The 19,980-nt window shown below is 60.1% G+C and carries 17 protein-coding genes and 1 pseudogene; 12 read left to right on the top strand and 6 right to left on the bottom strand.

Features of this window, described 5'->3' with window-relative positions:
* Window positions 1–147 precede the first annotated feature (147 nt).
* Window positions 148–522 carry a VOC family protein gene (locus ACR9ZN_RS05800; RefSeq protein WP_481271579.1) on the bottom strand — a complete coding sequence of 125 codons (375 nt, stop codon included), beginning with the start codon at window positions 520–522 and terminating at the stop codon, window positions 148–150.
* A gap of 346 nt (window positions 523–868) precedes the next feature.
* The gene (locus tag ACR9ZN_RS05805) at window positions 869–1,687 is read right to left on the bottom strand and encodes an AraC family transcriptional regulator (RefSeq protein ID WP_481271964.1); all 819 of its coding nucleotides are present in this window, start codon (window positions 1,685–1,687) and stop codon (window positions 869–871) included.
* 76 nt (window positions 1,688–1,763) lie between these two features.
* Here ACR9ZN_RS05805 and ACR9ZN_RS05810 point away from each other — a divergent pair, with 76 nt between their 5' ends.
* The 3 genes from ACR9ZN_RS05810 to ACR9ZN_RS05820 are packed head-to-tail and all read left to right on the top strand — an operon-like array spanning window position 1,764 to window position 4,983.
* Window positions 1,764–3,878: an FUSC family protein gene (locus ACR9ZN_RS05810; protein ID WP_481271580.1), complete on the top strand. Its 2,115-nt coding sequence runs from the start codon at window positions 1,764–1,766 to the stop codon at window positions 3,876–3,878.
* Window positions 3,875–4,090 carry a DUF1656 domain-containing protein gene (locus ACR9ZN_RS05815; protein ID WP_454817184.1) on the top strand — a complete coding sequence of 72 codons (216 nt, stop codon included), beginning with the start codon at window positions 3,875–3,877 and terminating at the stop codon, window positions 4,088–4,090. Before ACR9ZN_RS05810 ends, ACR9ZN_RS05815 begins: the two co-directional genes overlap by 4 nt.
* Window positions 4,087–4,983 (top strand): efflux RND transporter periplasmic adaptor subunit, encoded by an 897-nt coding sequence (locus ACR9ZN_RS05820; protein ID WP_454817182.1) that lies wholly within the window; start codon window positions 4,087–4,089, stop codon window positions 4,981–4,983. Before ACR9ZN_RS05815 ends, ACR9ZN_RS05820 begins: the two co-directional genes overlap by 4 nt.
* 1,065 nt (window positions 4,984–6,048) lie before the next feature.
* On the opposite strand, the gene ACR9ZN_RS05825 is transcribed toward ACR9ZN_RS05820, so the two are convergent.
* Window positions 6,049–6,306 carry a hypothetical protein gene (locus ACR9ZN_RS05825; RefSeq protein WP_454817180.1) on the bottom strand — a complete coding sequence of 86 codons (258 nt, stop codon included), beginning with the start codon at window positions 6,304–6,306 and terminating at the stop codon, window positions 6,049–6,051.
* A gap of 467 nt (window positions 6,307–6,773) precedes the next feature.
* Window positions 6,774–7,715 carry a LysR family transcriptional regulator gene (locus ACR9ZN_RS05830; RefSeq protein WP_454817178.1) on the bottom strand — a complete coding sequence of 314 codons (942 nt, stop codon included), beginning with the start codon at window positions 7,713–7,715 and terminating at the stop codon, window positions 6,774–6,776.
* Between the two features lie 376 nt (window positions 7,716–8,091).
* Between ACR9ZN_RS05830 and ACR9ZN_RS05835 the strand changes: the two genes are divergently transcribed.
* From ACR9ZN_RS05835 to ACR9ZN_RS05860, 6 genes are all read left to right on the top strand, one after another.
* On the top strand, window positions 8,092–8,892 hold the full coding sequence (locus ACR9ZN_RS05835; RefSeq protein WP_481271581.1) for an amino acid ABC transporter ATP-binding protein: 801 nt from the start codon (window positions 8,092–8,094) through the stop codon (window positions 8,890–8,892).
* Window positions 8,893–8,905: 13 nt separating this feature from the next.
* Window positions 8,906–9,565 (top strand): ABC transporter permease, encoded by a 660-nt coding sequence (locus tag ACR9ZN_RS05840; RefSeq protein ID WP_454817174.1) that lies wholly within the window; start codon window positions 8,906–8,908, stop codon window positions 9,563–9,565.
* 11 nt (window positions 9,566–9,576) lie between these two features.
* A complete protein-coding gene (locus ACR9ZN_RS05845) occupies window positions 9,577–10,308 on the top strand; it encodes an ABC transporter permease (protein WP_481271582.1) in 732 nt (243 codons plus the stop codon).
* The gene (gene alr / locus ACR9ZN_RS05850; protein WP_481271583.1) at window positions 10,298–11,431 is read left to right on the top strand and encodes an alanine racemase; all 1,134 of its coding nucleotides are present in this window, start codon (window positions 10,298–10,300) and stop codon (window positions 11,429–11,431) included. Before ACR9ZN_RS05845 ends, alr begins: the two co-directional genes overlap by 11 nt.
* A gap of 28 nt (window positions 11,432–11,459) precedes the next feature.
* The gene (locus tag ACR9ZN_RS05855; RefSeq protein WP_454819264.1) at window positions 11,460–12,305 is read left to right on the top strand and encodes a transporter substrate-binding domain-containing protein; all 846 of its coding nucleotides are present in this window, start codon (window positions 11,460–11,462) and stop codon (window positions 12,303–12,305) included.
* 68 nt (window positions 12,306–12,373) lie between these two features.
* Window positions 12,374–13,609, top strand: coding sequence for a CapA family protein (locus tag ACR9ZN_RS05860; protein ID WP_481271584.1), 1,236 nt, complete (start codon window positions 12,374–12,376; stop codon window positions 13,607–13,609).
* A gap of 212 nt (window positions 13,610–13,821) precedes the next feature.
* Here the strand turns inward: ACR9ZN_RS05860 and ACR9ZN_RS05865 are convergent, their stop codons facing one another.
* On the bottom strand, window positions 13,822–14,730 hold the full coding sequence (locus ACR9ZN_RS05865) for a LysR family transcriptional regulator (protein WP_481271585.1): 909 nt from the start codon (window positions 14,728–14,730) through the stop codon (window positions 13,822–13,824).
* Window positions 14,731–14,838: 108 nt separating this feature from the next.
* Here ACR9ZN_RS05865 and ACR9ZN_RS05870 point away from each other — a divergent pair, with 108 nt between their 5' ends.
* The 3 genes and pseudogenes from ACR9ZN_RS05870 to ACR9ZN_RS05880 form a co-directional block, all read left to right on the top strand.
* Window positions 14,839–15,897 carry an alkene reductase gene (locus tag ACR9ZN_RS05870; RefSeq protein ID WP_481271586.1) on the top strand — a complete coding sequence of 353 codons (1,059 nt, stop codon included), beginning with the start codon at window positions 14,839–14,841 and terminating at the stop codon, window positions 15,895–15,897.
* A gap of 269 nt (window positions 15,898–16,166) precedes the next feature.
* Window positions 16,167–16,864, top strand: a protein-coding gene (locus ACR9ZN_RS05875) for an IS6 family transposase (RefSeq protein ID WP_481271587.1) whose coding sequence is annotated in 2 segments (ribosomal slippage) — window positions 16,167–16,830 and window positions 16,830–16,864 — 699 coding nt in all. Because the reading frame shifts where the segments join, the coding sequence is not laid out codon by codon here.
* 65 nt (window positions 16,865–16,929) lie between these two features.
* Window positions 16,930–17,799: pseudogene (locus ACR9ZN_RS05880) on the top strand (recombinase family protein); the annotation flags it as partial.
* Window positions 17,800–18,285: 486 nt separating this feature from the next.
* Here ACR9ZN_RS05880 and ACR9ZN_RS05885 read toward each other — a convergent pair.
* Window positions 18,286–19,977, bottom strand: a complete 1,692-nt coding sequence (locus ACR9ZN_RS05885; protein ID WP_481271588.1) for a recombinase family protein — start codon at window positions 19,975–19,977, stop codon at window positions 18,286–18,288.
* Between the last annotated feature and the right edge of the window lie 3 nt (window positions 19,978–19,980).

A 19,980-nucleotide genomic window follows, 5' to 3' on the forward strand; every position in this document is an offset into this window, starting at 1 on the left:
CGCCACGCAGATACCAAGATCACCGCCGATAGCCGCCAGGGTGACGCCTTTCGTCTGCTGACAATTCTACGTATTTGTTCAAGCGCAGTCCCGGCTGATTGATCCATCAGAGCGGGCGGATGATCGCGGGCGCGGCTGGCGCCGATCTCACTTCGTTGGATGAGACCGTGCGGTGAGTTTGTTTCCGTCCGGATCGCGAAGGTAGGCGACGAATGAGCCGTTCGGGCGCTCCGCAGGCGGGCTCTCGATCGCTGTACCACCATGCTTGGTCCCGGCTTCGTGCCATGCCAGAACATGGTCGGGGCTCGGGGCGGCGATACCGATCGTCCCACCGTTAGCCACGGTGGCCGGCTTGCCGTCGATCGGTTTCGTGATCATCAGTCGACTGCCTTCGTGGGTATAGATCAGCCTGCCTCTCGCATCCATCTCGCCGGGCCTGCCTCCCAGCGCAGCGAACGTGGCGTCGTAGAAGCCTCTTGCCCGCTCCAGGTCGTTGCTGCCGATCATGACGTGCGTGAACATATTTCATCTCCAGTAATATACACAATGGATCCCCAACCTAACGTATCCTACGTACCCATGGGCAGCTGCGAAAATCCCGGCTAAAGCGACGGTTCTGCACCTGGCTTCTGCAAAAAAGCCATTGATGACAATGGCCTCCATAAAGGGTCCGGTTTCAGGAGTGACGGCCGTCGATACGAACGTCCAGGATTGGGTTACTAGCCGCCACGGCCGATCTTCAGGATAAATCAGGTTCGCACATAATCGGCGGTTCTCAGTGCCGTTTAGTACGACTGCTGTGATGGAAGGCATTATGGCGCGACGAAGTACAATTCGCAGACCGGGAGCATTGCCGAGAATCCGAATATCATTCGCACGGGTTAGGGGCTGTAAGCAGCGTCGCCCTGCGTTGCGCAAAATACTGCGCGGGTGTGCTTCCTAGAGCCTTCTTGAACATCGTGATGAAGGCGTTGACCGAGTCGTAGCCAAGCTCGGCCGCTACGGTCTGCACCGTCGCACCGCTGGCCAGTTCTCGAAGTGCGACGACAAGGTGCAGTTGCTGCCGCCAGCGTCCGAACGTCAGGCCTGTCTCCGCGATCATCAAACGGGTGAGCGACCTCTCACTCATCGCCACGCGCTTCGCCCATTCGGCCAACGTACTGCGGTCGGAAGGTTTAATCGTCAGGGCATCCGCTATCGTAAGGATCTTCGGATTGCTGGAGATGGGCAAGTTGAAGCGTTCATGCGGCATTTCGGCCAGTTCGTCGAGGGCCACCCTCGCAAGCCGGGCCGCATGGCTATCCGGAGGATAGTCGGCAGGCTCGTGAGCCAGCCGCTTGACCATTTCCCGGATCATCGGGGAGATCGACAGAGTACAGCAATCCTCGGGTAGCTTCGCCGCTCCTGGCTCCACGAAGAGGTAGTTGAGTCGGGCATTCACTGTCGCCCGGGCGCTATGCGGCACTCCGCCCGGGATCCAGACTCCGCAGTTGGGCGGCACGATCCAGATCTCGTTGTCCGCGGTACAGGCGACTGCCCCATGCAGCGCGAGGATCACCTGGCCCTTGCGATGCTGATGCATCGGCACCTCCGCCTCGTAATCCGCGAAGTCGAGTTGCCGCGCGACGGCCGGCTGATCCGTAAGGTCTGGGTTGAAGACGGAGACGGCTGATCGCGAAAGGAGCATCGATTGGCAGTTTTTGAATATTTTTTGACAGAATACCGAATTTATTCGCGTTTGCAACGCAGCGATAATGGCTCGCATGAGCATCTTACTTGCAGCGAACAGATCGATAGAGAAGGCCGCCACTGCGATAGCGGGTTCGGTTTCGCATTTCTGGCGAGCCCACACCACGAAGTCGGATGCGGATGCGGTTCTGTTCTCTGCGAAGAGCTTCGCCGCGGCGATGCTGGCTTACTACATTGCGCTGCGTATCGGGCTGCCCAAACCTTTCTGGGCCATCGTCACCGTCTATATCGTCTCTCAGACCTCCGCCGGCGCATCGCTCAGCCGCGGCGTTTATCGGTTCGCAGGGACGCTTATTGGCGCCGTGGCGACGGTAGCGATCGTCCCGAATTTCGTGAACGATCCGATCGTATGCAGCGCGATTCTTGCCTGCTGGATCGGCCTTTGCCTCTTTTTCTCGCTGCTTGATCGCACGCCAAGAGCCTACGCCTTCGTTCTTGCCGGTTATACAGCGAGCCTGATCGGTTTCCCCAGCGTGCTCGATCCGGGCGTGGTCTTCGATACGGCCTCGGTGCGGGTCCAGGAAATTTCGATCGGGATTGTTTGCGCCGTGCTGATGCATCGTTACGTCCTGCCGAAGCGCATGACCGGCCAGTTCACCGGCAAACTGTCGGCAACGCTGCGGGATGTCCGTCGGCTGGCAGGCGACGCGCTGACTGGAACGCCCGGAGAGAATCGCAGCGAACGTTACCAGCTCGCAGCGGACCTCCTCGCCCTGCAGGGGCTTGCAACGCACCTGCCGTATGACGCAACGCCCGTAACGCCGGATGCCAAAAAGCTCCAACTGGTCCATGACCGGCTCGCCCGACTGCTTCCGCTCGCAACCGAGATCGAGGACCGGATCCATTCTTTTGGCGCCGAGGGCGACAACCCGCCCGATGAACTCATCGCCTTCCTCGGTGAGGTCGGGATCTGGATCACAATCGTCGAGGCGGCCGCGCGGGAGAGCGCCGCAATCCATCTGATCGCGCGCGCGCGATCGATCCAGAAGTGTTTCAGCGCGGAGGACGCGACACCTGACGCCAGGCTCGCCGCCAATCTCGCCGGCCATCTGGCCGAGATGATCGGCCTGCTTCAGGACTGCGACAGGCTTGGGCGGAATATCGCGACTGCCGACCGCTCGCACGAAGCGGCACCGCTCCATGGGCCAGTGCATGCGAAGGGATACGTCTATCACCGGGATCCGGAGATGGCGGGCCGCGCCGCGCTGGGCGCGATTCTCGGCATCCTCATCGGCTGCGCCTTCTGGATCTGGTCGGCCTGGCCGGAAGGCGGAACGGCCGTCTCCATTTTCGGGGTATGCTGCACCCTGTTCGGGAATGTCGACGCGCCGGCGCCTAACGTCGTCAAGTATATGGTCGGCTCGATCTATGGGGTGGCGATCAGTCTCGCCTACAGCTTCGTCATCCTTCCCCAAGTCACGGACTTCGCCGTCCTTATCGCGGTGCTCGCGCCGGCGTTCCTGTTCGCTGGTTCCCTGCAAGCACGTCCCCCGACGACGTTCATGGCGCTTGGAATCACCCTCACCATCCCGATCCTCTCGGGTCTGAACGCCAACTACACCGGCGACTTCGCCGCGTCTCTCAACACCGTCATCGCGCTCTTTGCGGCAGTCGGTTTCGGGGCGGTGAGCCTGTCCCTGTTCCAGACCGTACCAGTCGATGCGGCGATCAACCGGCTGCTTCGCTTAAGTCGGAGAGACGTCAGACGACGAGCCCTTGGTGGCGCGTCCGACGAAGCACACTGGATGAGTCTCATGATCGATCGGACAGCGCTGCTGCTTCCTAGGTTGCGCGTGTCTGAGAAAGACTATTCGGACGTTCTCGACGATATGTTGCACCATCTTCGCATCGGTTACGCCGTTAGTCAGCTTCGCAAGACGATCCCGCGAACCAAGGGCGAAGTTGGCGACAAGGTGAGCGATCTTCTTTCCGCGATCGCCATACGCTTCAGCGCTGCAGGCCTGATGGGACCGGTCGATCACATCGACCTTGATCATCGCATCCAGACGTTGACGACGATGATCGCGGGCAGCTCGATCAAGAACCGCTTGCGGATGCTTGACCTGCTGATCGACCTTCGGTTCGCGCTCGGTTCCAGTGGCACGCCAGATGGGCGACGCAGCTCATGATCGTTGATCTCAATGTTGGCGGCGTCCTCATCCCCGGCCTCCTGGTGCTCGCGTTCGCAGCGCTTGTCGGCACCATTGCGGTGATCCGCATCCTCTCCGTCGCGGGCATCTATCGCGCGTTCGCATACCGGCAGCTCGCCGAGCTCGCCATCTTCGCCATCATGTACGGTCTGCTCGTGCAGCACCTGCCATCTATCGGGTTACTTCAATGAAGCCTTTTCTATCCCTGTTCGGCCGTTACGCCTTGACCCTTTGCCTCGTCGCGACCGCCGCTCTAATCGCGCTGCCGGTGTGGGGGCGCTACGAGCAGACGCCATGGACACGGGACGGGCGCGTGCGCGCTGATGTGGTGCGTCTCGCGCCCGACGTGTCCGGCCTCGTCAGCGAGGTGCTGGTGCATGACAATGAACAGGTTCATGCGGGCGACGTGATCTTCCGCATTGATCAGGCGCGCTATGCGCTTGCCCTGAAAACGGCGGAAGCCAAAGCGGACAGCAGCAAGGCCGCGCTCGACATGGCCAATCGCGATCTCGTGCGTTATCGCCAGCTCGGGGACGCGAGCGCCACCCGGCAAAAGTTGGAACAGGTGGAGACCAACGCCCGGCAGGCTGGGGCAAGCTATCGGCAGGCGCAACTCGACCGTGACCTCGCCGCGCTCGATCTAGCACGATCTTCGGTCAAGGCTCCGGTTGACGGCATCGTCACCAATCTGGGCATCCATCCAGGAGACTTTCTGGCGGCCGGGGTGCAAGCGGTGGCCCTTGTCGACACCGCCTCGCTGCGCATCGAGGGATACTTCGAGGAGACGAAGCTGCGGCAGGTCGCGATCGGCGACCAAGCCAGAGTCCGGCTGATGGGAGATGATGCCGAGATCACCGGCCGCGTGGAGAGCATCGCCGCCGCTATCGCCGACGACCAGCGGGGCGACACGGGTAATCTTTTGCCGAAGGTCGTGCCTACCTTCTCGTGGGTCAGGCTCGCGCAGCGCATCCCGGTCCGCATCCGCATCACCCCCGTTCCCGCCGGCATCAGGCTGATCTCCGGCCGTACCGCGACCGTCGAGATCATCCCCGCTAGCGCCAAGTCCGCTAGCGCGGCGAACTGAGATGGCGATGGTCCAGTGCCAATCAGTGGGCTTTATTCGAACCCACCCCCGCGCACCTTCGTCGGCAGAAGCGGCTCGATCACCGACCACTCGAAATCCGTCAAGTCAAAGCGCGCGATCTCAACCTCCAAGGTCGAGATCAATGAATTAGAACGCGCCCGCTCGGGGAACTCCGTTTATGGTATAAGACTAGGGCTTACGGGTGCACCGCTTGATCAATCGTCACCGTAATACTCATCATCGCGTTGATACGGTCGATAATAGCATCGATAGTAGCGAGGCTGGTCGTCGTAATAGTAGCTGTCATACTGGCGTCGGCAGCCGTAATATCCAAGCATCTGATCAGGATAGCGGCGAAGATAAAGCCTTAGCTTGCAGCCGCCATAGCTCGTGATCTTGTACCCCGGGGGCATCCGTAGCCGTAATATTGGATCTGCGTTGCAACGGGAGAGGCGCCATTGGGCGCGAACTGGACTACAGGAGCTGCACTTGCTGCCGAAGCCAGAGCTGTTGCCGCTCCCAAAGCTAGGCCGAAAATCATCGAGCGAGACATCGTTGTTCTCCCACTGATATTCGCGCAATCCTAGTAAGCCCGCACTGAACGCAACCTGAATAATTTCGATGGCCCGGTTTCTGGGTGACAGCACGATGTTTCGAGCCCGCCTGGGAGACGGTGGCGGGTTTTTCTTTCAAGCAGGCAGACGGACGAGGCTTTGGCCCGTATGTCCGCGCCGGGATGTGGGAGCAAGGGGGCGACCTCGCCCCCTCGGCGCCAAACCACCGAAGGCGCAGGCGAGCCGGGATGGGTAGCGAGTGGTCTAATCCTGCTTGATATAGCGCTAATTCTTGCCCCGCCTACGATTGGCTAGGTTGGTCAGAATCGTAAGCGGAATGCTGCCGGCCAATCCAACAATCAGAGATCCATGCAGCGTATCGATCACGTTCGATACAAGATGATGCCAGGCGAAGACAGCGCGAGAGACCAAGCAGCTCGACACGAGCACCAAAGCGTAAAAGGCCAACTGTTTAAGCTTGGACATGAAGGTTCACTCTCGAAACTCTTGATCATGCAAGCACGGCCGGCGAGGTCGAAGCTTCATAGCTCACGGATGAATGGCTGCGCTTGCCAGCCAAATATGCAAAAATAAGCGGCTTGAAGTGACACATGACGCTTGTTGTAGTCGAGTCCAAGGTTAGTTTTTCAATGGCGTATCGACCGAGAGCCCGATGGATGATGTCAGCGCTCTTAGACATTAGATAAAATTTGAAATAATAATTAAATGCCTCTTCCGATTTTTCTCTCAACACAAGAAGAAGATACATTCGGCTTTCATTCATGACACTCTGTGAGAGGTCATTGACGCAGGAGCAGTCTTGGCCGCCGGCTTTGGCATTGAGGCATCCCGGCTGCATGAACACCATTCGCTCTGTGGTTCCGAGATTTGGGGTTGGCTGTTCAACGGATTATGTGACGTTGAAATCCAGGCGGAATGCCAGGCGGTCCGGTTCCTCGGTACATGCTGGTCATCGCCCTGCGATGGAGTGATCGATGTGCAGCAACATATCGAGTGAGGCATGCTCTATCGGCAACTGTATGTGGCCGCCGCCACGCTGAAAATGATCCGCGATACTGTCACGCGATGATTAGTGATCGCTACGAGGCGCCGTGCAGTGGCGATACCTCTGCCGCCTGGTCAACGGGCCACGATCTCAAGAGTTCATGGAATGCTTATTGACGCGCGGCGCATGTAAACATTGCCAATCAAGAGTCTGGGCGATCCTCGTGTGCCTTATGGGTACGTGCCGGCGTCTTCACGATCTTCCGCATCGACCTGCGCGCATTCCACCAGCACTTTGATCGTTTCTTGGAGCAGCGTTCCGAGCCTGCGCCCCTTCTGCCAGAATACGACATAGTGATAGAGGGCGCTCGGCTCGAAGGGGCGAACTTCGACCGGGAAAGACGTAAACTGGCTGGCGGCAAAGGTGTTGCTACTCGATATGCCGAGACCCGCAGCAACGAAACTCACCTCCTGGCCGATGACGTCGACCTGGATGGCCAGATGCGGTTCCGCACCCATATATCTCATAGCGTTCTCATTCATGAGATGGGACTGCATCCCTGGTTCGACATCCGCGAGCGGCTCCCCCACGAGATCTTCAGGCCTGATGATATCTTTGTGGGTGAACCGGTGACCGCGAGGGCAAATGTAGACATTGGTCGCGGTTGTTGCCGGACACCAGTCGAAGACATTGCCGTCCAAGGGCAGCCGAGCAATTCCAAGGTCGGCCCGTCCCTCCAGGACATGCTCGGCCACCTCCGGGTAGGTGCCCGATTTGAGCACGATCCCTGCGATCGGTTGGTGTGAACGCAGCTTACGGAAAGCCTCGGGCAAAAGTCGGAGCGAGAAGATGTGCGGCGCGGCGATACTGATCGTGTCGCTATCGACCCCCTTCAAGGACGCAACCGTTTTGGCGACCCTTTCGATCTGGACGAAGGTGGCGTCGGTATCGCGAAAAAGGGTCATCGTGTGGGCCGTCGGAACAAGCCGCCCCTTGTCGCGCACGAATAATTGCACGCCGAGCAAGCCTTCTAATATCCGAATTTGCTGGCTGACGGCAGGCTGGGTGATTTCAAGTGCTTTGGCAGCACTGCGCTCCGAGCCCGATCTGACGACCTCGCGCAGGATCTGAAGCTGGCGAAGCGTGACGCCCGTCTTTGAGATTTCCACCATAATATGGCTTTCGCGCAGCTGCCGTTGTCGCCTTTCGATACAAAGATCAACTTATACAGTCCTGCCGATCGTGCCACTCCGATTGTCTGCCACGGGGCAATAGATGGTTATTCGCGTTGGGGCGACGTTAGACCCTATTAGCTGAACTTATCGAAAAATAATTTCGCTTATAAATTGATCTCGGGAAGCGCGCGGGCAATTCTGGGTCAAGACGCAGTTCCAAAAGCGCTCGCCGCCTCTGGAGCAGAGGGGTGTCCCACACATCGACAACAGAACTCAAAAAAGAGTGGTGCCGCTCCATGCGTGCAGCAAGCGCTTTGCCATGTCCAGCATTCCCCCGTACCGGCGGCACCCAGCCTCCAGCGCGGGGTGCCTGATGCAAAGTGAAGCGACGTTCCCCCGGGCCGTGACGCGCGGTATCCGAGCCCAGCGGATCGAAAAACGGCTCGGCGACAACGAGGTCCTGCGCGGCGTCGATCTCGACGTAAGGCCTGGCGAAATTCTCTCGATCCTTGGCAGCAGCGGCTCGGGCAAGAGCACGCTTCTGCGCTGCCTCAACCTCCTGACGGTGCCCGACCGGGGCGATATCTGGGTCGACGGCGAGAAGCTGGCGATCCGAGTTGCATCGCGGCGGGGCGGCCAACCCAGCATCACCGACCATCGGCAGGTCCGGCACATTCGGGCCTCGATGGGTATGGTGTTCCAGAACTTCAATCTCTGGCCCCACAAGAGCGCACTTGAGAACGTCACCGAAGGTCCCGTCCTCGTCAAAGGGATCCGGCGTAATGCGGCCGCCGATCTCGGGCGTCATTACCTCGCCAAAGTCGGGCTTTCCGACAAGGCGGACGCCTATCCCCGCCATCTTTCCGGCGGCCAGCAGCAGCGCGTCGCGATCGCTCGCGCGCTCGCCATGGAGCCGAGCATATTGCTCTTCGATGAGCCGACCTCGGCGCTCGACCCGGAGCTGGTCGGCGAGGTCCTTCGCGTCATGACGGCGTTGGCGAAGGAAGGACGCATGATGGTGATCGTCACCCACGAACTCGCCTTTGCGAGGCAGGTTTCGACACGGGCAGCCTTCATGCACCAAGGCTTGATCGAGGAAGAAGGTCCCCCATCGGAGTTCTTCTCCACGCCTGCTTCCAGCCGGCTTCGCAGCTTTCTTGCCTCCCATCGATAAAGGGGTTTCCCGCATGGACGGCTTTGCCGTGCAATTCGTCAACGGGCTGAAGACGACGGTACTGCTGGCGCTTGTCAGCGGCATGCTCGGCATGGCGCTCGGTCTGCTCGCTGCCGCCGGGCGGCTATCGCGGTGGAAAGCCATCAGCCTCACCGTCGGCTTCTACACCACGATCATTCGCGGCGTGCCCGAACTCATCATCATCCTGTTGATCTATTTCGGAGGCACGGTCGCCATCAGCGCCTTCTTCGGCCGCTATGTCGAGGTCAATGCGTTCTTGGCGGGCGTGGTTTCCCTCACCGTGGTCTTCGGCGCCTACACCGCGGAAATCTTCCGAGGCGCGGTGCTCAGTATACCGGCGGGACAGATCGAGGCGGCCCGCTCGCTCGGGCTGCATCCCTGGCAGACCTGGCTGCTCGTCACTTTTCCGCAAATGCTGCGCATCGCGCTGCCGGCGCTTGCGAACCAGTGGATCTCCCTCGTGAAGGAGACCTCGCTGATCTCAATCGTCGGACTGACCGATATCATGCGGGTCGCCGCCATCGGCGCGGGCTCGCTGCGGGCGCCGCTGAGCTTCTATCTGGCCGCTTCCGCCCTCTACCTCACGCTAACCAGCCTGGCGCTGGTGATCTTCAATCTGCTCGAACGGCGTTTTGCCGTTCCCGGTCGGTGAGGCGTTCAACGATGGATATCACCCTCCTCCTCACCAGCACTGTCACGCTTGCCGGCGGCATTCCGCTGACACTTCTCCTGACCTTCGCGTCGCTCCTGGCAGGCTTCGTCCTCTCGGTGCCGCTAGCCTTCATGCGTGCATCGTCCCGGCGCTGGTTGTCCTTGCCTGTCCTCGCCTACACCTATGTTTTGCGTGGCACGCCGCTGCTCGTTCAGCTCTTTATCGTTTATTATGGCCTCGGCCAGATTGGCCTCATCCGCTCGAGCAGCCTGTGGGTTCTGCTGCGCGACCCTTTCTGGTGCTGTCTGCTCGCCTTTTCGCTGAACGGCGCCGCCTACACGACGGAGATCTTTCGCGGCGGGATCCAGGCCGTCGCCCCTGGCTTGGTCGAGGCGGCACAGGCGATCGGCATGTCGCCCTTGCAGATCAAGCGCCGGATTATCTTCCCGATCGCCTTCCGAAGCGTGCTTCCCTCCTATGCCAATGAAGTCATCAGCCTGGTGAAGGCAACGTCGCTGGCCAGCACCGTGACCCTACTCGAGATCACTGGGCTATCGCGAAAACTGGTTTCAGAAACGTTCGCACCCTACGAGATCTTCATTGCCGCAGGCTTGCTCTATCTCGGCCTGACATTCCTGCTGACCGCCGCATTTCACATGCTGGAGACGCACTTGAATGGCGCGCCGCGGGCCAAATCCCGACCAGGCCGGGTCGCCCTCGCGCAGGTGGCCCATGAACAATAGTCACCACCAAAATCCGCTCCATGAAACCGCCTGGCGCGAGATCGATCTGTCGGCGATCGCCTCCAACTACCGCGCCATTCGAACAGCGATCGGCCCGAACACGAAAATCATCGCCTGCCTCAAGCAGGATGCCTATGGATGCGGAGCGGAGAGAGTCGCTTCCGTCTTGTCCGCAGCAGGCGCCGATGCCTTTGGCGTCGTGTCGATTGCCGACGCTCTGGCGGTACGCAAGGCGGCGCCGGGAAAACCTATCCTGATGTATCCGGGCATCGGCCCGAACGCCGTCGATCTTGTCCGGGATCTTGATCTGACGATTTCGATTTCCGGTGAGGAGGATCTGCGTGGCTGGCTATCGACCGGCGTGCCCCTCAAGATCTTCGTGAAGGTGGATCTAGGTTTCTGGCGCGCGGGCGTGGCGCCCTCGGGCCTTCGGTCCCTGATCGATCTGTGCACGTCGCAGGCCAATATCGTGGTCGAGGGTCTTTATGCCCATCTCAGCGAATTCGGCCAGGCTGGAGCCTCGGCGCAAGAGCAGGTTGCGCGCCTCACACCTCTTCTCAAGGGACTCGAGGCGACAGGCCACCGTCCCGCGGCGGTCATGGTGTCGAGCAGCGAAAGCCTGCTTCGCCATCCGGAGTTCGACATGGATGCGGTCGATCCGGGTGCGCTCCTTTTCGGACTAACCGGTGCCCATGCAGGTCGCCGAGGGCTGCTTATCCGCCCTGCCCTGTCAGCGATTAAGGCACGCATCGTCGCGCTTAAATCGAGCGACGACAGCATGGGCACGCCGCCGGACCTTCCAGGATACCATGGGGCCATGCGCCTGGCGGTTCTGGGCATCGGCTGGGGGCATGGGGTACCACGACGTCTGGGTCTCAAGGCCACAGTACTGCTCCGAGGGCAGCGCGCTCTGATCGTGCCGCCTGTCCATCTCGAGCACCTTCGCATCGACGTCACCGATATCCCCAGCGCAGAGCTCGGAGATGAAGCGACCCTGCTCGGCGCCGTGGGCACTGAGCGCATCACGTTGCAGGACCTCGCAGATGCATGGGGCACTGACGAAACAGGGGCCGCCTGCGGCCTCCGGGAGAGCCTGCGGCGGATATATATCGCCGAAAAATAAAAACCGAACCAAGAAGAAGGGGAACGATATGAAACGACATCTGGCTTTGGCTCTTCTAGCAACCCTGCTGGCCGGCGGGCTTGCCTGCGCCGAGGAGCGGAAGATGATTACCATCGCCTCGGAAGGAGCTTCACCGCCCTGGGACTATATCGACGCGAATGGAGCACTCGTCGGGTTCGACATCGACGTGGGCAACGAACTCTGCGCCCGGATGAAGCTGCAATGCACGTTCGTCGCCCAAGACTGGGACGGGATCATCCCCGGCCTTCTGGTCAAGAAGTACGATGCGATCATCGCCGGCATGTCGATCACGGAAAAGCGCAAGAAGTCGATTGCCTTCTCCGTTCCCTATGCTGTGGGGCCAAACCAGATCGTCATGCGCCGCAACCTCGGCTTGCCGCCCGGCGATACCAAGGCCAAGCTGAATCTGACGGACATCAATGCGGAGAAGAAGGCGCTCATCGGCAAGCTGAGGGAAAGCCTGAACGGCAAGACGCTCGGCGTCCTCCGATCCTCGAATTCGGAGGCCGTCGTCCAAGAACTGTTCGGCGATATCGCGCAGGTGCGCAGCTATGACAGCCAGGAAAACCTGAAGCTCGACCTTACATCTGAACGCATCGACGGCGGATTGGGAGACTATCTCGTCTGGAAGCAGTTCCTCGAAACGCCGGAAGGAAAGGTTGTCGACTTCTTTGGTCCCCAACTCTCCGGGGGCAGCTGGGGACCCGGTGTCGGGATCGGACTTCGCAAGGAAGACACCGATCTCGCCGATGCCTTCAACAAGGCCATTGAGGCAAGCGCCGAGGACGGGTCGCTCGGCCGGATGAGCCTCAAATGGTTCGGCATCGATATTTCTCCACAAACCGGAAAGTGACCGCTCCCTGCCTCCTTCCGCGGCCGGAGGGTCGCGTCTTTCTGAATTCATTTACAAGGTAAGCCGTTATGCCTTCGCCGTTCACGCTCGTCCTGACCGGGCAATCCCTGATTCATCATGATGTTCGACAGGTTTCCGACGAGGGATTTGCCGCGATAAAGTCGTTGATCCGGCAGGCCGATATCGCCTTCACCAACTTCGAGACCACTATATTCGGTCAGCACGGCGGATGGCCGATGAAGGGAAGTTATTTCGGATGTTCGGCGCCGGTGGTCCTGGATGCGTTGAAGGACGTCGGCTTCAACGCCCTGGCGCTCTCCAACAATCATGCCTTCGACCTCGGCCCACCCGGTATCCTGTCCACCCTCGAAGAGGTTGCGGCCAGGGACTTCCTTCATGCCGGTATCGGCGCCGATTTATCGCAAGCGCGGCAGCCTGGTATCAAGACCTTCGGCAAGAGGTCGGTGGCGCTCGTGGCAATGGATGCCGGCCCGGGGCCGGCGACGATGTATGCCGCCGACGCAACGGACCAACGACCAGCACGACCAGGTGTCAACGGACTTGAGGTTTCAAGAATATTTGAGGTCGACGCATTGCGCTTTGAAACGCTGAGCAGCATTCAAGAGACGTTCCAGAGCAGTGCCATGGAGCGGGGCAACTATGCCCAACCCCACGATCCGCCCGACTTGCAATCCGCTGACGACATCGATTTCTATGGCACGATCTTTCGCAGAGCGAACGAGAACAAGCGCAGGATCCTGGTGGACGAGGCCAGCCTGGCGATTCACCTGTCGGCAATCCGCAAGGCGACCGCAGAGGGTGCCTTCGTGATAGCCTACCTCCATCATCATCACTGGGAGCCGAGCTGGCGCGAGGTCCCCATATGGGTCCAGACATTTGCACGTGCCTGCGTTGATGCAGGCGCGGGCGTGTTCGTCAGTCATGGCGCTCCCGTCCTGCAGCCCGTAGAAATCTATCGCGGCGCGCCGATTTTCTTCGGGCTCGGCAATTTTCTGTTCCATCTCAATGAGGGCGAAGTAGTGTGGAGTGCGCAGGAAGTCTGGAAGAGCGTCGTTGCGACGTGCCGCTTCGACGCCGACGCTCAGCTCCAGTCGATCGATCTCTATCCCATCGTGATCGGCGGCGAGAGGCTGGAGGCCCAGAATTATCATGAGCGCATCGCGCCTGTTCCGGCACCCGCAGCTCTGGCAACCGCGATGATCGAGGATCTGGCTGCCCGCTCACGCGCACACGGTGTGTCGATTTCTTTCGAAGCCAATTACGGAATGATAAGTCAGTATTGACCCTGCCGAGACGTGGGGAACGCCCGCCAATCAGAAATCCGGCATCTGACTGAGAACAGTTGCAGCCGTCCGCTTCGGGGCCGATTGCAGCATGGCGGTTTTCAGCGCGCCTTCGCGGTAAGCTGCCATTCAGAAACCGCCCCCCTTTTCGGTCCTCCAGTCTTCTTGCGTGCTAACCTGGAAGCAGGCGCAAGCTAGCTGTTGGCTACCTCCTAAAGCGCCCCAGCGTCGGCCCGCCGAACGAATTCGTCCACCACAATGCGAACCCGTGGGAGCATCGCACGGGTCGCCGGCCAAACCGCGTTGAACAACGATTGCACTTGGCACCGATCAGGCAGTACTATCACAAGTTCGTTTCGATCGAGGTGAGGCTGCAGAAGAGACTGTGGCATTTGGCAAAAGCCGAAACCGGAAACCGCCATGTCGATGACTACCTCCCCGTCGCTTACCAGGTGCGTTGCTGGTGGATCGACGGACTTCACACGCCCTTCCTCATCTAGGAAGCGCCAGGATGCGGGTCTGCCCGGTCTACTCCCCAGGATGCAGGCATGATTTTGCAGATCGTCTAGGTTTGTTGGTTCCCCTGCTGCTTCCAGATAGCGTGGCGCCGCACAGAGAACGAGGCGTTGTGATCCGAGAGGTCGGGCAGCGATATCAGTTCGATCGCTTAGCTCGCCAAACCGGAGACAGAGGTCTACTCCTTCCTCAAGTGGATCGATGATCCGATCCGAGAAGCTGGCGGCCAGGCGGAGGTCAGGGTGCGCTCTAAGGATGTCCAAGAGGATCGGCATGGCGATACGCCGTCCGAATGCCGCCGGCATATCCACACGCAGCACTCCTCGGACTGTACTGGCCTTTGCCCGGGCAGCATCTTCCGCTGACCGGAGCTGATCAAGGGCGGCTTCGGCTTGCTCGAGGTAGGCCACGCCTTCAGGAGTCAACGACAGCCGACGTGTTGTCCGATGCAACAGCTTGACGCCAAGCCGACCCTCCAGTTGAGCCACAGACTTTGCGACTGCTGACTTGGTGATGCCGAACCTAGCCGCTGCCGCAGTGAATGATCCGGTTTTCACCACTGTGATGAAGATGTCCACGCCGGCGAAGGCGTTGGTGAAAGCCATAGAACACGCGCCCCTATTGACAACCTGAGGTGTACGATCTTGCAACCTGTTGGGCAATTGTCCACAGGGCGGTGCGGAGCTATGTCTGTGGTGTCCCAGGAGATGCAGATGTCTCGTTTGTTCGATCCGTTGCAGATTGGTGCTCTCAAGCTGCCGAACCGCATCATTATGGCCCCGCTCACGCGCAAGCGCGCCGGCGTTGAGCGCGTGCCCAATGCCATGATGGCCGAGTACTATCGGCAACGGGCCGGTGCAGGATTGATCCTGAGCGAAGCGACCTCCGTGTCCCCACAAGGCGTCGGCTACTGGGGAACGCCCGGCATTTGGAACGATGCCCAGGTTGAAGGCTGGCAACACGTCACGCGGGAGGTCCACGCAGCCCGTGGTCGCATGTTCCTGCAGCTCTGGCACGTTGGCCGCATCTCCGACCCCGACCTCCTCGATGGCCAGTTGCCCGTAGCGCCGAGCGCAATCGCCGCAGCTGGTCATGTCTCGGGTTTGCGACCAAAACGGCCGCATCCCGTTCCACGGGCACTGGAAACCGAGGAAATCCCTGTCATCGTCGACGACTTTCGAAGGGGCGCGGAGCGGGCGAAGGCTGCCGGCTTTGACGGCGTCGAGTTGCACGCCGCCAATGGCTATCTCATCGACCAGTTCCTGCAGGACAAGACCAACAAGCGGAATGATCGCTATGGTGGCTCGGTCGAGAACCGCGCCAGGTTCCTCCTTGAGATCGTGGACGCGGTGATCGAGGTGTGGGGGAGCGATCGGGTCGGGGTGCATCTCCGGCCCCGGGGCGAGGAGCACGATATGGGTGACAGCAATCCCAAGGCGATTTTCGGCTATGTCGCCGACGAGCTAGCAAAGCGGAAGATTGCGTTCATTTTCGTCCGCGAGATTGAAGCCAAAGATAGCCTGCTCGGTGAGATCAAGCGCCGGTTCGGTAGCGCGGTCATCGCCAATGAGCTGATGTCCAAAGAAGACGGGGAGCGCTTTATCGAGGCTGGGCATGCCGACGCCCTGGCATTCGGTCGCGACTATATCGCCAACCCGGACCTAGCCGAGCGACTTATACAGGGATTACCACTGAATACGCCAAACAAAGACACGTTTTACGGTGAGGGCCCTGACGGCTACGTCGACTATCCGAGCGTGCAGAACGTTTAAAGTCGCATTAGGTGCTTGAATTGAGAAGGCTTGGAATAATCCAGGCAGGAAGGTGATCGCCGTGGAGTCGGAAACTCCGACGCGGAAGTTTCTGCACGTCTCCGCTGGTTCAAAGTTGAGGTGCCTATCGACCACCGACCGGATATCAGCCAATGCGCGCGAGATGACGGTTGCCAACTCCCTTGCGCGAGGCGTCGGCTGGTTCTGTCGCAAACTGGGCGTCAACCTTGTGACGGCATGAGTGTTCGCCTCATTCAGAGGATGACTTCATGTTTTCAGGCCGCCATTTCGACCGCTCGGTGATCCTGCTGTGCGTGCGTTGGTATCTGGCCTATAATTTAAGCCTGCGCGATCTGGAAGAAATGATGGTCGAGCGCGGCATCCGGGTCGACCATTCCACGATCCACCGCTGGGTCGTTCGCTTTTCACCGCTGTTGCTGGAGCGGTTCAACCTGCGAAAGCGCACAGTCACCGGGAAGTGGCATGTTGAGGAGACATACATCAAGGTTCGCGGCCGTTGGATGTATCTGTATCGCACGATCGACAGCGTCGGCGACACTGTCGAATTCCACTTCAGCGAGCACCGCGATTTGATGGCCGCCAAGCGCTTCATCCGCACGGCATTGAAGCGTCACGGCAGACCCGAGTGCATCGTCATCGATGGAAGCCAGACCAACCGGCAGGCCATTATCGCCTGTGATAGTGAAAGCCGACTGCGAAGCGAGGGACGGTTGGAGCTGAAGGCTATCGGCATTCGCGCCAGCCAATATCTCAACAACCGCATCGAGCAAGATCACCGTCGCATCAAGCGACGGATCCGGTCGATGCTTGGCTTCAAATCAATGGCCTGTGCGGTGACGATCACGTCTGGCATCGAGATGGTTCATATGATGCGCAAACGACAAGCGAGGTATTCTTCAATCCAGCACCGTCCCTTGCCGAGCAGTTCGAAATCCTCTCCCTCTGAACCGGATCAGGTCCGCCCATGCCCGTCTACAATCCAACTTTGCGACAGAGCCATTCCAACTGATCCTGGCCGAAGCCATGGATCGCCTCTCCCGGGACCAGGAGGACATCGCCGGCCTCTACAAGCGCATGAGCCATGCCGACGTGAAGATCATCACCTTGTCGGAGGGCGAGGTCTCCCATCTGCATGTCGGTCTCAAAGGCACGATAAACGCCCTGTTCCTCAAGGATCTGGCCGACAAGACCCGGCGCGGGCTGCGCGGGCGGGTGGAGGCCGGCAAATCCGGTGGCGGCAACGCCTATGGCTACGATGTCGTCAAGAAGTTCGGGGCAGGCGGCGAGCCACTCTGCGGCGATCGCAGCATCAACGAGGCCCAGGCCGAGGTCGTGCGCCGCATCTTTCGCGACTATGCCAGCGGCAAGTCAGCCAAGAGGATCGCGGTCGAGTTGAACCGGGACGGCATTTCGGCGCCGGGCGGTGGCGACTGGGGCGTCAGCACCATCAATGGCAACCCCAAGCGGGGCAACGGCATCCTCAACAACGAACTCTATATCGGCAGGCTGGTCTGGAACCGCCAACGCTTCGTCAAGCATCCCGACACCGGCAAACGTCAGGCGCGGCCCAATCCCGCATCAGAGTGGATCATTCAGGAGGCCCCTGAGCTGCGCATCCTCGACGACGGCCTCTGGCAGGCTGTGAAGGCGCGCCAAGCCAGGAACGCGATCGAGCGCAACGATAGGGGCGCCGCCGACCTCGGCGCCATCAACTATCGCCGGCGGCCCAAATATCTGTTTTCCGGATTGACCAAGTGCGCCTGCTGCGGTGGCGGCTATTCGGCCATCTCAGCAACCCTGATCGGCTGCTCAACGGCGCGCAACAAGGGGACCTGCGACAATCGGGTCAACATCCGGCGTGACCAATTGGAGGCGCGTGTCCTCAATGCCCTGCATCATCATCTGATGGAGCCGGCTCTATTCCAGACGTTCTGCGAGGAGTTCACGCGCGAACTGAACCGGCTTCGGATGGAAGGTCGAGCCTCGATCGATGCGACTGAAGCCCAGATTCGGAAGATCGACCGTAAGCTGGACAAGCTGATGAAGCTCATCCTCGCATCAGACGACGACGCCGCGCCAACCCGGATGATGAAGCAGATGAAGGACCTAGAGGCGCGCAAAGCCGAACTCGAACATCAGCTTGCAAACGTGGAAGAGCCGCCTCCCCTGCTTCACCCCAATATGGCGCAGCACTATCGCGCCCAGGTCGAGGATTTGCATGCGGCGCTTCAGGAAGAGTCGGAGGCCAAGCGCATGACCGCCGCGGATGTCCTTCGCTCCCTGATCCGGGAGATCGTACTCACCCCGGAAGGCGGCTCGCTGCAGATCGACGTTCGTGGCGATCTGGCTGGTATCCTTGCCGTATCCCTAGAACGCAAAAAGCCCGCCGGAGAGGCGGGCAAATCGCAAGTTAAGATGGTTGCGGGGGCCCGCAACGGCTTTCATCATAACATCGCCAACCCTTTGATTTCGTTCAGGATTGACGAATTCGAGAATGCCAAACAACTCACCGCGTAGCTCGGCATGGATCTCGCCGCGCTTCTCGCCGGGTGTGATCACGATCTGCCCGATCAATGAGCGCAGAGCCTCGGCTGCCTGGCGTCCGCCCTCATCATCGGCGAGCGCCTGTGTGAAGTGCTCCACCCGCTTGCGATAGAGATTGGCGATGTTGGGATGCAGGTCGGGCATGTCGCTGGGAGCCTGAGCCAGGCGCTGAGTGATCTCCACCTTCTGGCGCTCCAGATCCTCCATGCGCGCCTTCATGGTCGGTTGATACAAGCCGTCTTCGATCGCCGCCATGATGCCGGCGATGGCGCGTTCGATCTTGTCGAGTGCCTTGCGGTCCTGTTCGCTGTGGGCGCGACGCTCCTGGTTGAGACGGTTGGTCTCCTGGGCATAGGCCTTGACCGCCTCGGCTACGGCATCGGCTGAGACCAGCCTCTCCTTCAAGCCTGAGAGAACGCGCTGCTCGATTTTCTCCTGCATGATGGTCCTGCCATTGTCGCAGGTACCCCGGCGCTGGTGGTTGAGGCAGGCATAGCGCTCTTTCGTGAACAGGCCATAGCGTCCACCACAGCAGCCGCAAGTGAGCAGGCCGGAAAGGAGAGAAACCGGCCGCTTCATGGTGTGCAGCCTCTTGGCCCTGGCGCTTCGGACGCCGATGGTCACGGCTTCGAACTTGCTGGCGATGACCTTCTGTCTGTCCTTCACGACCTGCCAGAGCTTGTCGTCGACAATTCTCAGATGTGGCACCTCGGTGCGGATCCACTTGGCTGGCGGATTGATCCGCGACACGCGCTTGCCGCTTGTCGGATCCTTGATGAAGCGCAGGCGGTTCCACACCAGCACGCCGCTATAGAGCTCATTGTTGATGATACCGGTACCCCGGATCACATGCCCTCTTACGCTGGTGTCACCCCAGTGCCGGCCGAGGGGGCCGGGAATGCCTTCCTTGTTGAGATCGACGGCAATGGCCTTCGGGCTCTTGCCCGTCGCGAACTCTTGGAAGATGCGGCGGATGATCTTGGCTTCCTCCGGCACGATCTCGCGGTCACCGCGGATGGGCTCGCCCTGGGCATCGAGCTTCTTCACCACTCGATAGCCATAACACAGCCCCCCTCCGGTCTTGCCCTTCTCCACCCTGCCCCGTAGGCCTCGATGGGTTTTGAGGGCGAGGTCTTTGAGGAACAGGGCATTCATGGTGCCCTTGAGGCCGACATGAAGCTCGCTGATCTCGCCCTCCGCCAGGGTGACGATGGTGACACCGGCGAATTTGAGGTGTTTGAACAGCGTGGCGACATCGGCCTGATCGCGGCTGATACGGTCGAGAGCCTCGGCCAGCACGATCTCGAACTGGCCGCGCTGGGCATCGCGGACCAATTGCTGAATGCCATGTCGTAAGATGGTGCTGGCGCCAGAGATGGCCGCATCCTGATAGGTTCCGGTCACGTTCCAGCCCTCGCGCGTGGCCTGCTCACGACAGAGCCGAAGCTGATCCTCGATCGAGGCGTCCCGTTGACTATCGGAGGAATAGCGGGCATAGAGCGCGACACGTGTCATGAC

Source organism: Labrys sp. HAY1-8F, assembly GCF_056754975.1.

Coding starts and splice junctions, on each gene's coding strand:
- ACR9ZN_RS05800 (WP_481271579.1), bottom strand. CDS start 522: ATGTTCACGCACGTCATGATCGGCAGCAACGACCTGGAGCGGGCAAGA.
- ACR9ZN_RS05805 (WP_481271964.1), bottom strand. CDS start 1,687: ATGCTCCTTTCGCGATCAGCCGTCTCCGTCTTCAACCCAGACCTTACG.
- ACR9ZN_RS05810 (WP_481271580.1), top strand. CDS start 1,764: ATGAGCATCTTACTTGCAGCGAACAGATCGATAGAGAAGGCCGCCACT.
- ACR9ZN_RS05815 (WP_454817184.1), top strand. CDS start 3,875: ATGATCGTTGATCTCAATGTTGGCGGCGTCCTCATCCCCGGCCTCCTG.
- ACR9ZN_RS05820 (WP_454817182.1), top strand. CDS start 4,087: ATGAAGCCTTTTCTATCCCTGTTCGGCCGTTACGCCTTGACCCTTTGC.
- ACR9ZN_RS05825 (WP_454817180.1), bottom strand. CDS start 6,306: ATGTATCTTCTTCTTGTGTTGAGAGAAAAATCGGAAGAGGCATTTAAT.
- ACR9ZN_RS05830 (WP_454817178.1), bottom strand. CDS start 7,715: ATGGTGGAAATCTCAAAGACGGGCGTCACGCTTCGCCAGCTTCAGATC.
- ACR9ZN_RS05835 (WP_481271581.1), top strand. CDS start 8,092: ATGCAAAGTGAAGCGACGTTCCCCCGGGCCGTGACGCGCGGTATCCGA.
- ACR9ZN_RS05840 (WP_454817174.1), top strand. CDS start 8,906: ATGGACGGCTTTGCCGTGCAATTCGTCAACGGGCTGAAGACGACGGTA.
- ACR9ZN_RS05845 (WP_481271582.1), top strand. CDS start 9,577: ATGGATATCACCCTCCTCCTCACCAGCACTGTCACGCTTGCCGGCGGC.
- alr (WP_481271583.1), top strand. CDS start 10,298: ATGAACAATAGTCACCACCAAAATCCGCTCCATGAAACCGCCTGGCGC.
- ACR9ZN_RS05855 (WP_454819264.1), top strand. CDS start 11,460: ATGAAACGACATCTGGCTTTGGCTCTTCTAGCAACCCTGCTGGCCGGC.
- ACR9ZN_RS05860 (WP_481271584.1), top strand. CDS start 12,374: ATGCCTTCGCCGTTCACGCTCGTCCTGACCGGGCAATCCCTGATTCAT.
- ACR9ZN_RS05865 (WP_481271585.1), bottom strand. CDS start 14,730: ATGGCTTTCACCAACGCCTTCGCCGGCGTGGACATCTTCATCACAGTG.
- ACR9ZN_RS05870 (WP_481271586.1), top strand. CDS start 14,839: ATGTCTCGTTTGTTCGATCCGTTGCAGATTGGTGCTCTCAAGCTGCCG.
- ACR9ZN_RS05885 (WP_481271588.1), bottom strand. CDS start 19,977: ATGACACGTGTCGCGCTCTATGCCCGCTATTCCTCCGATAGTCAACGG.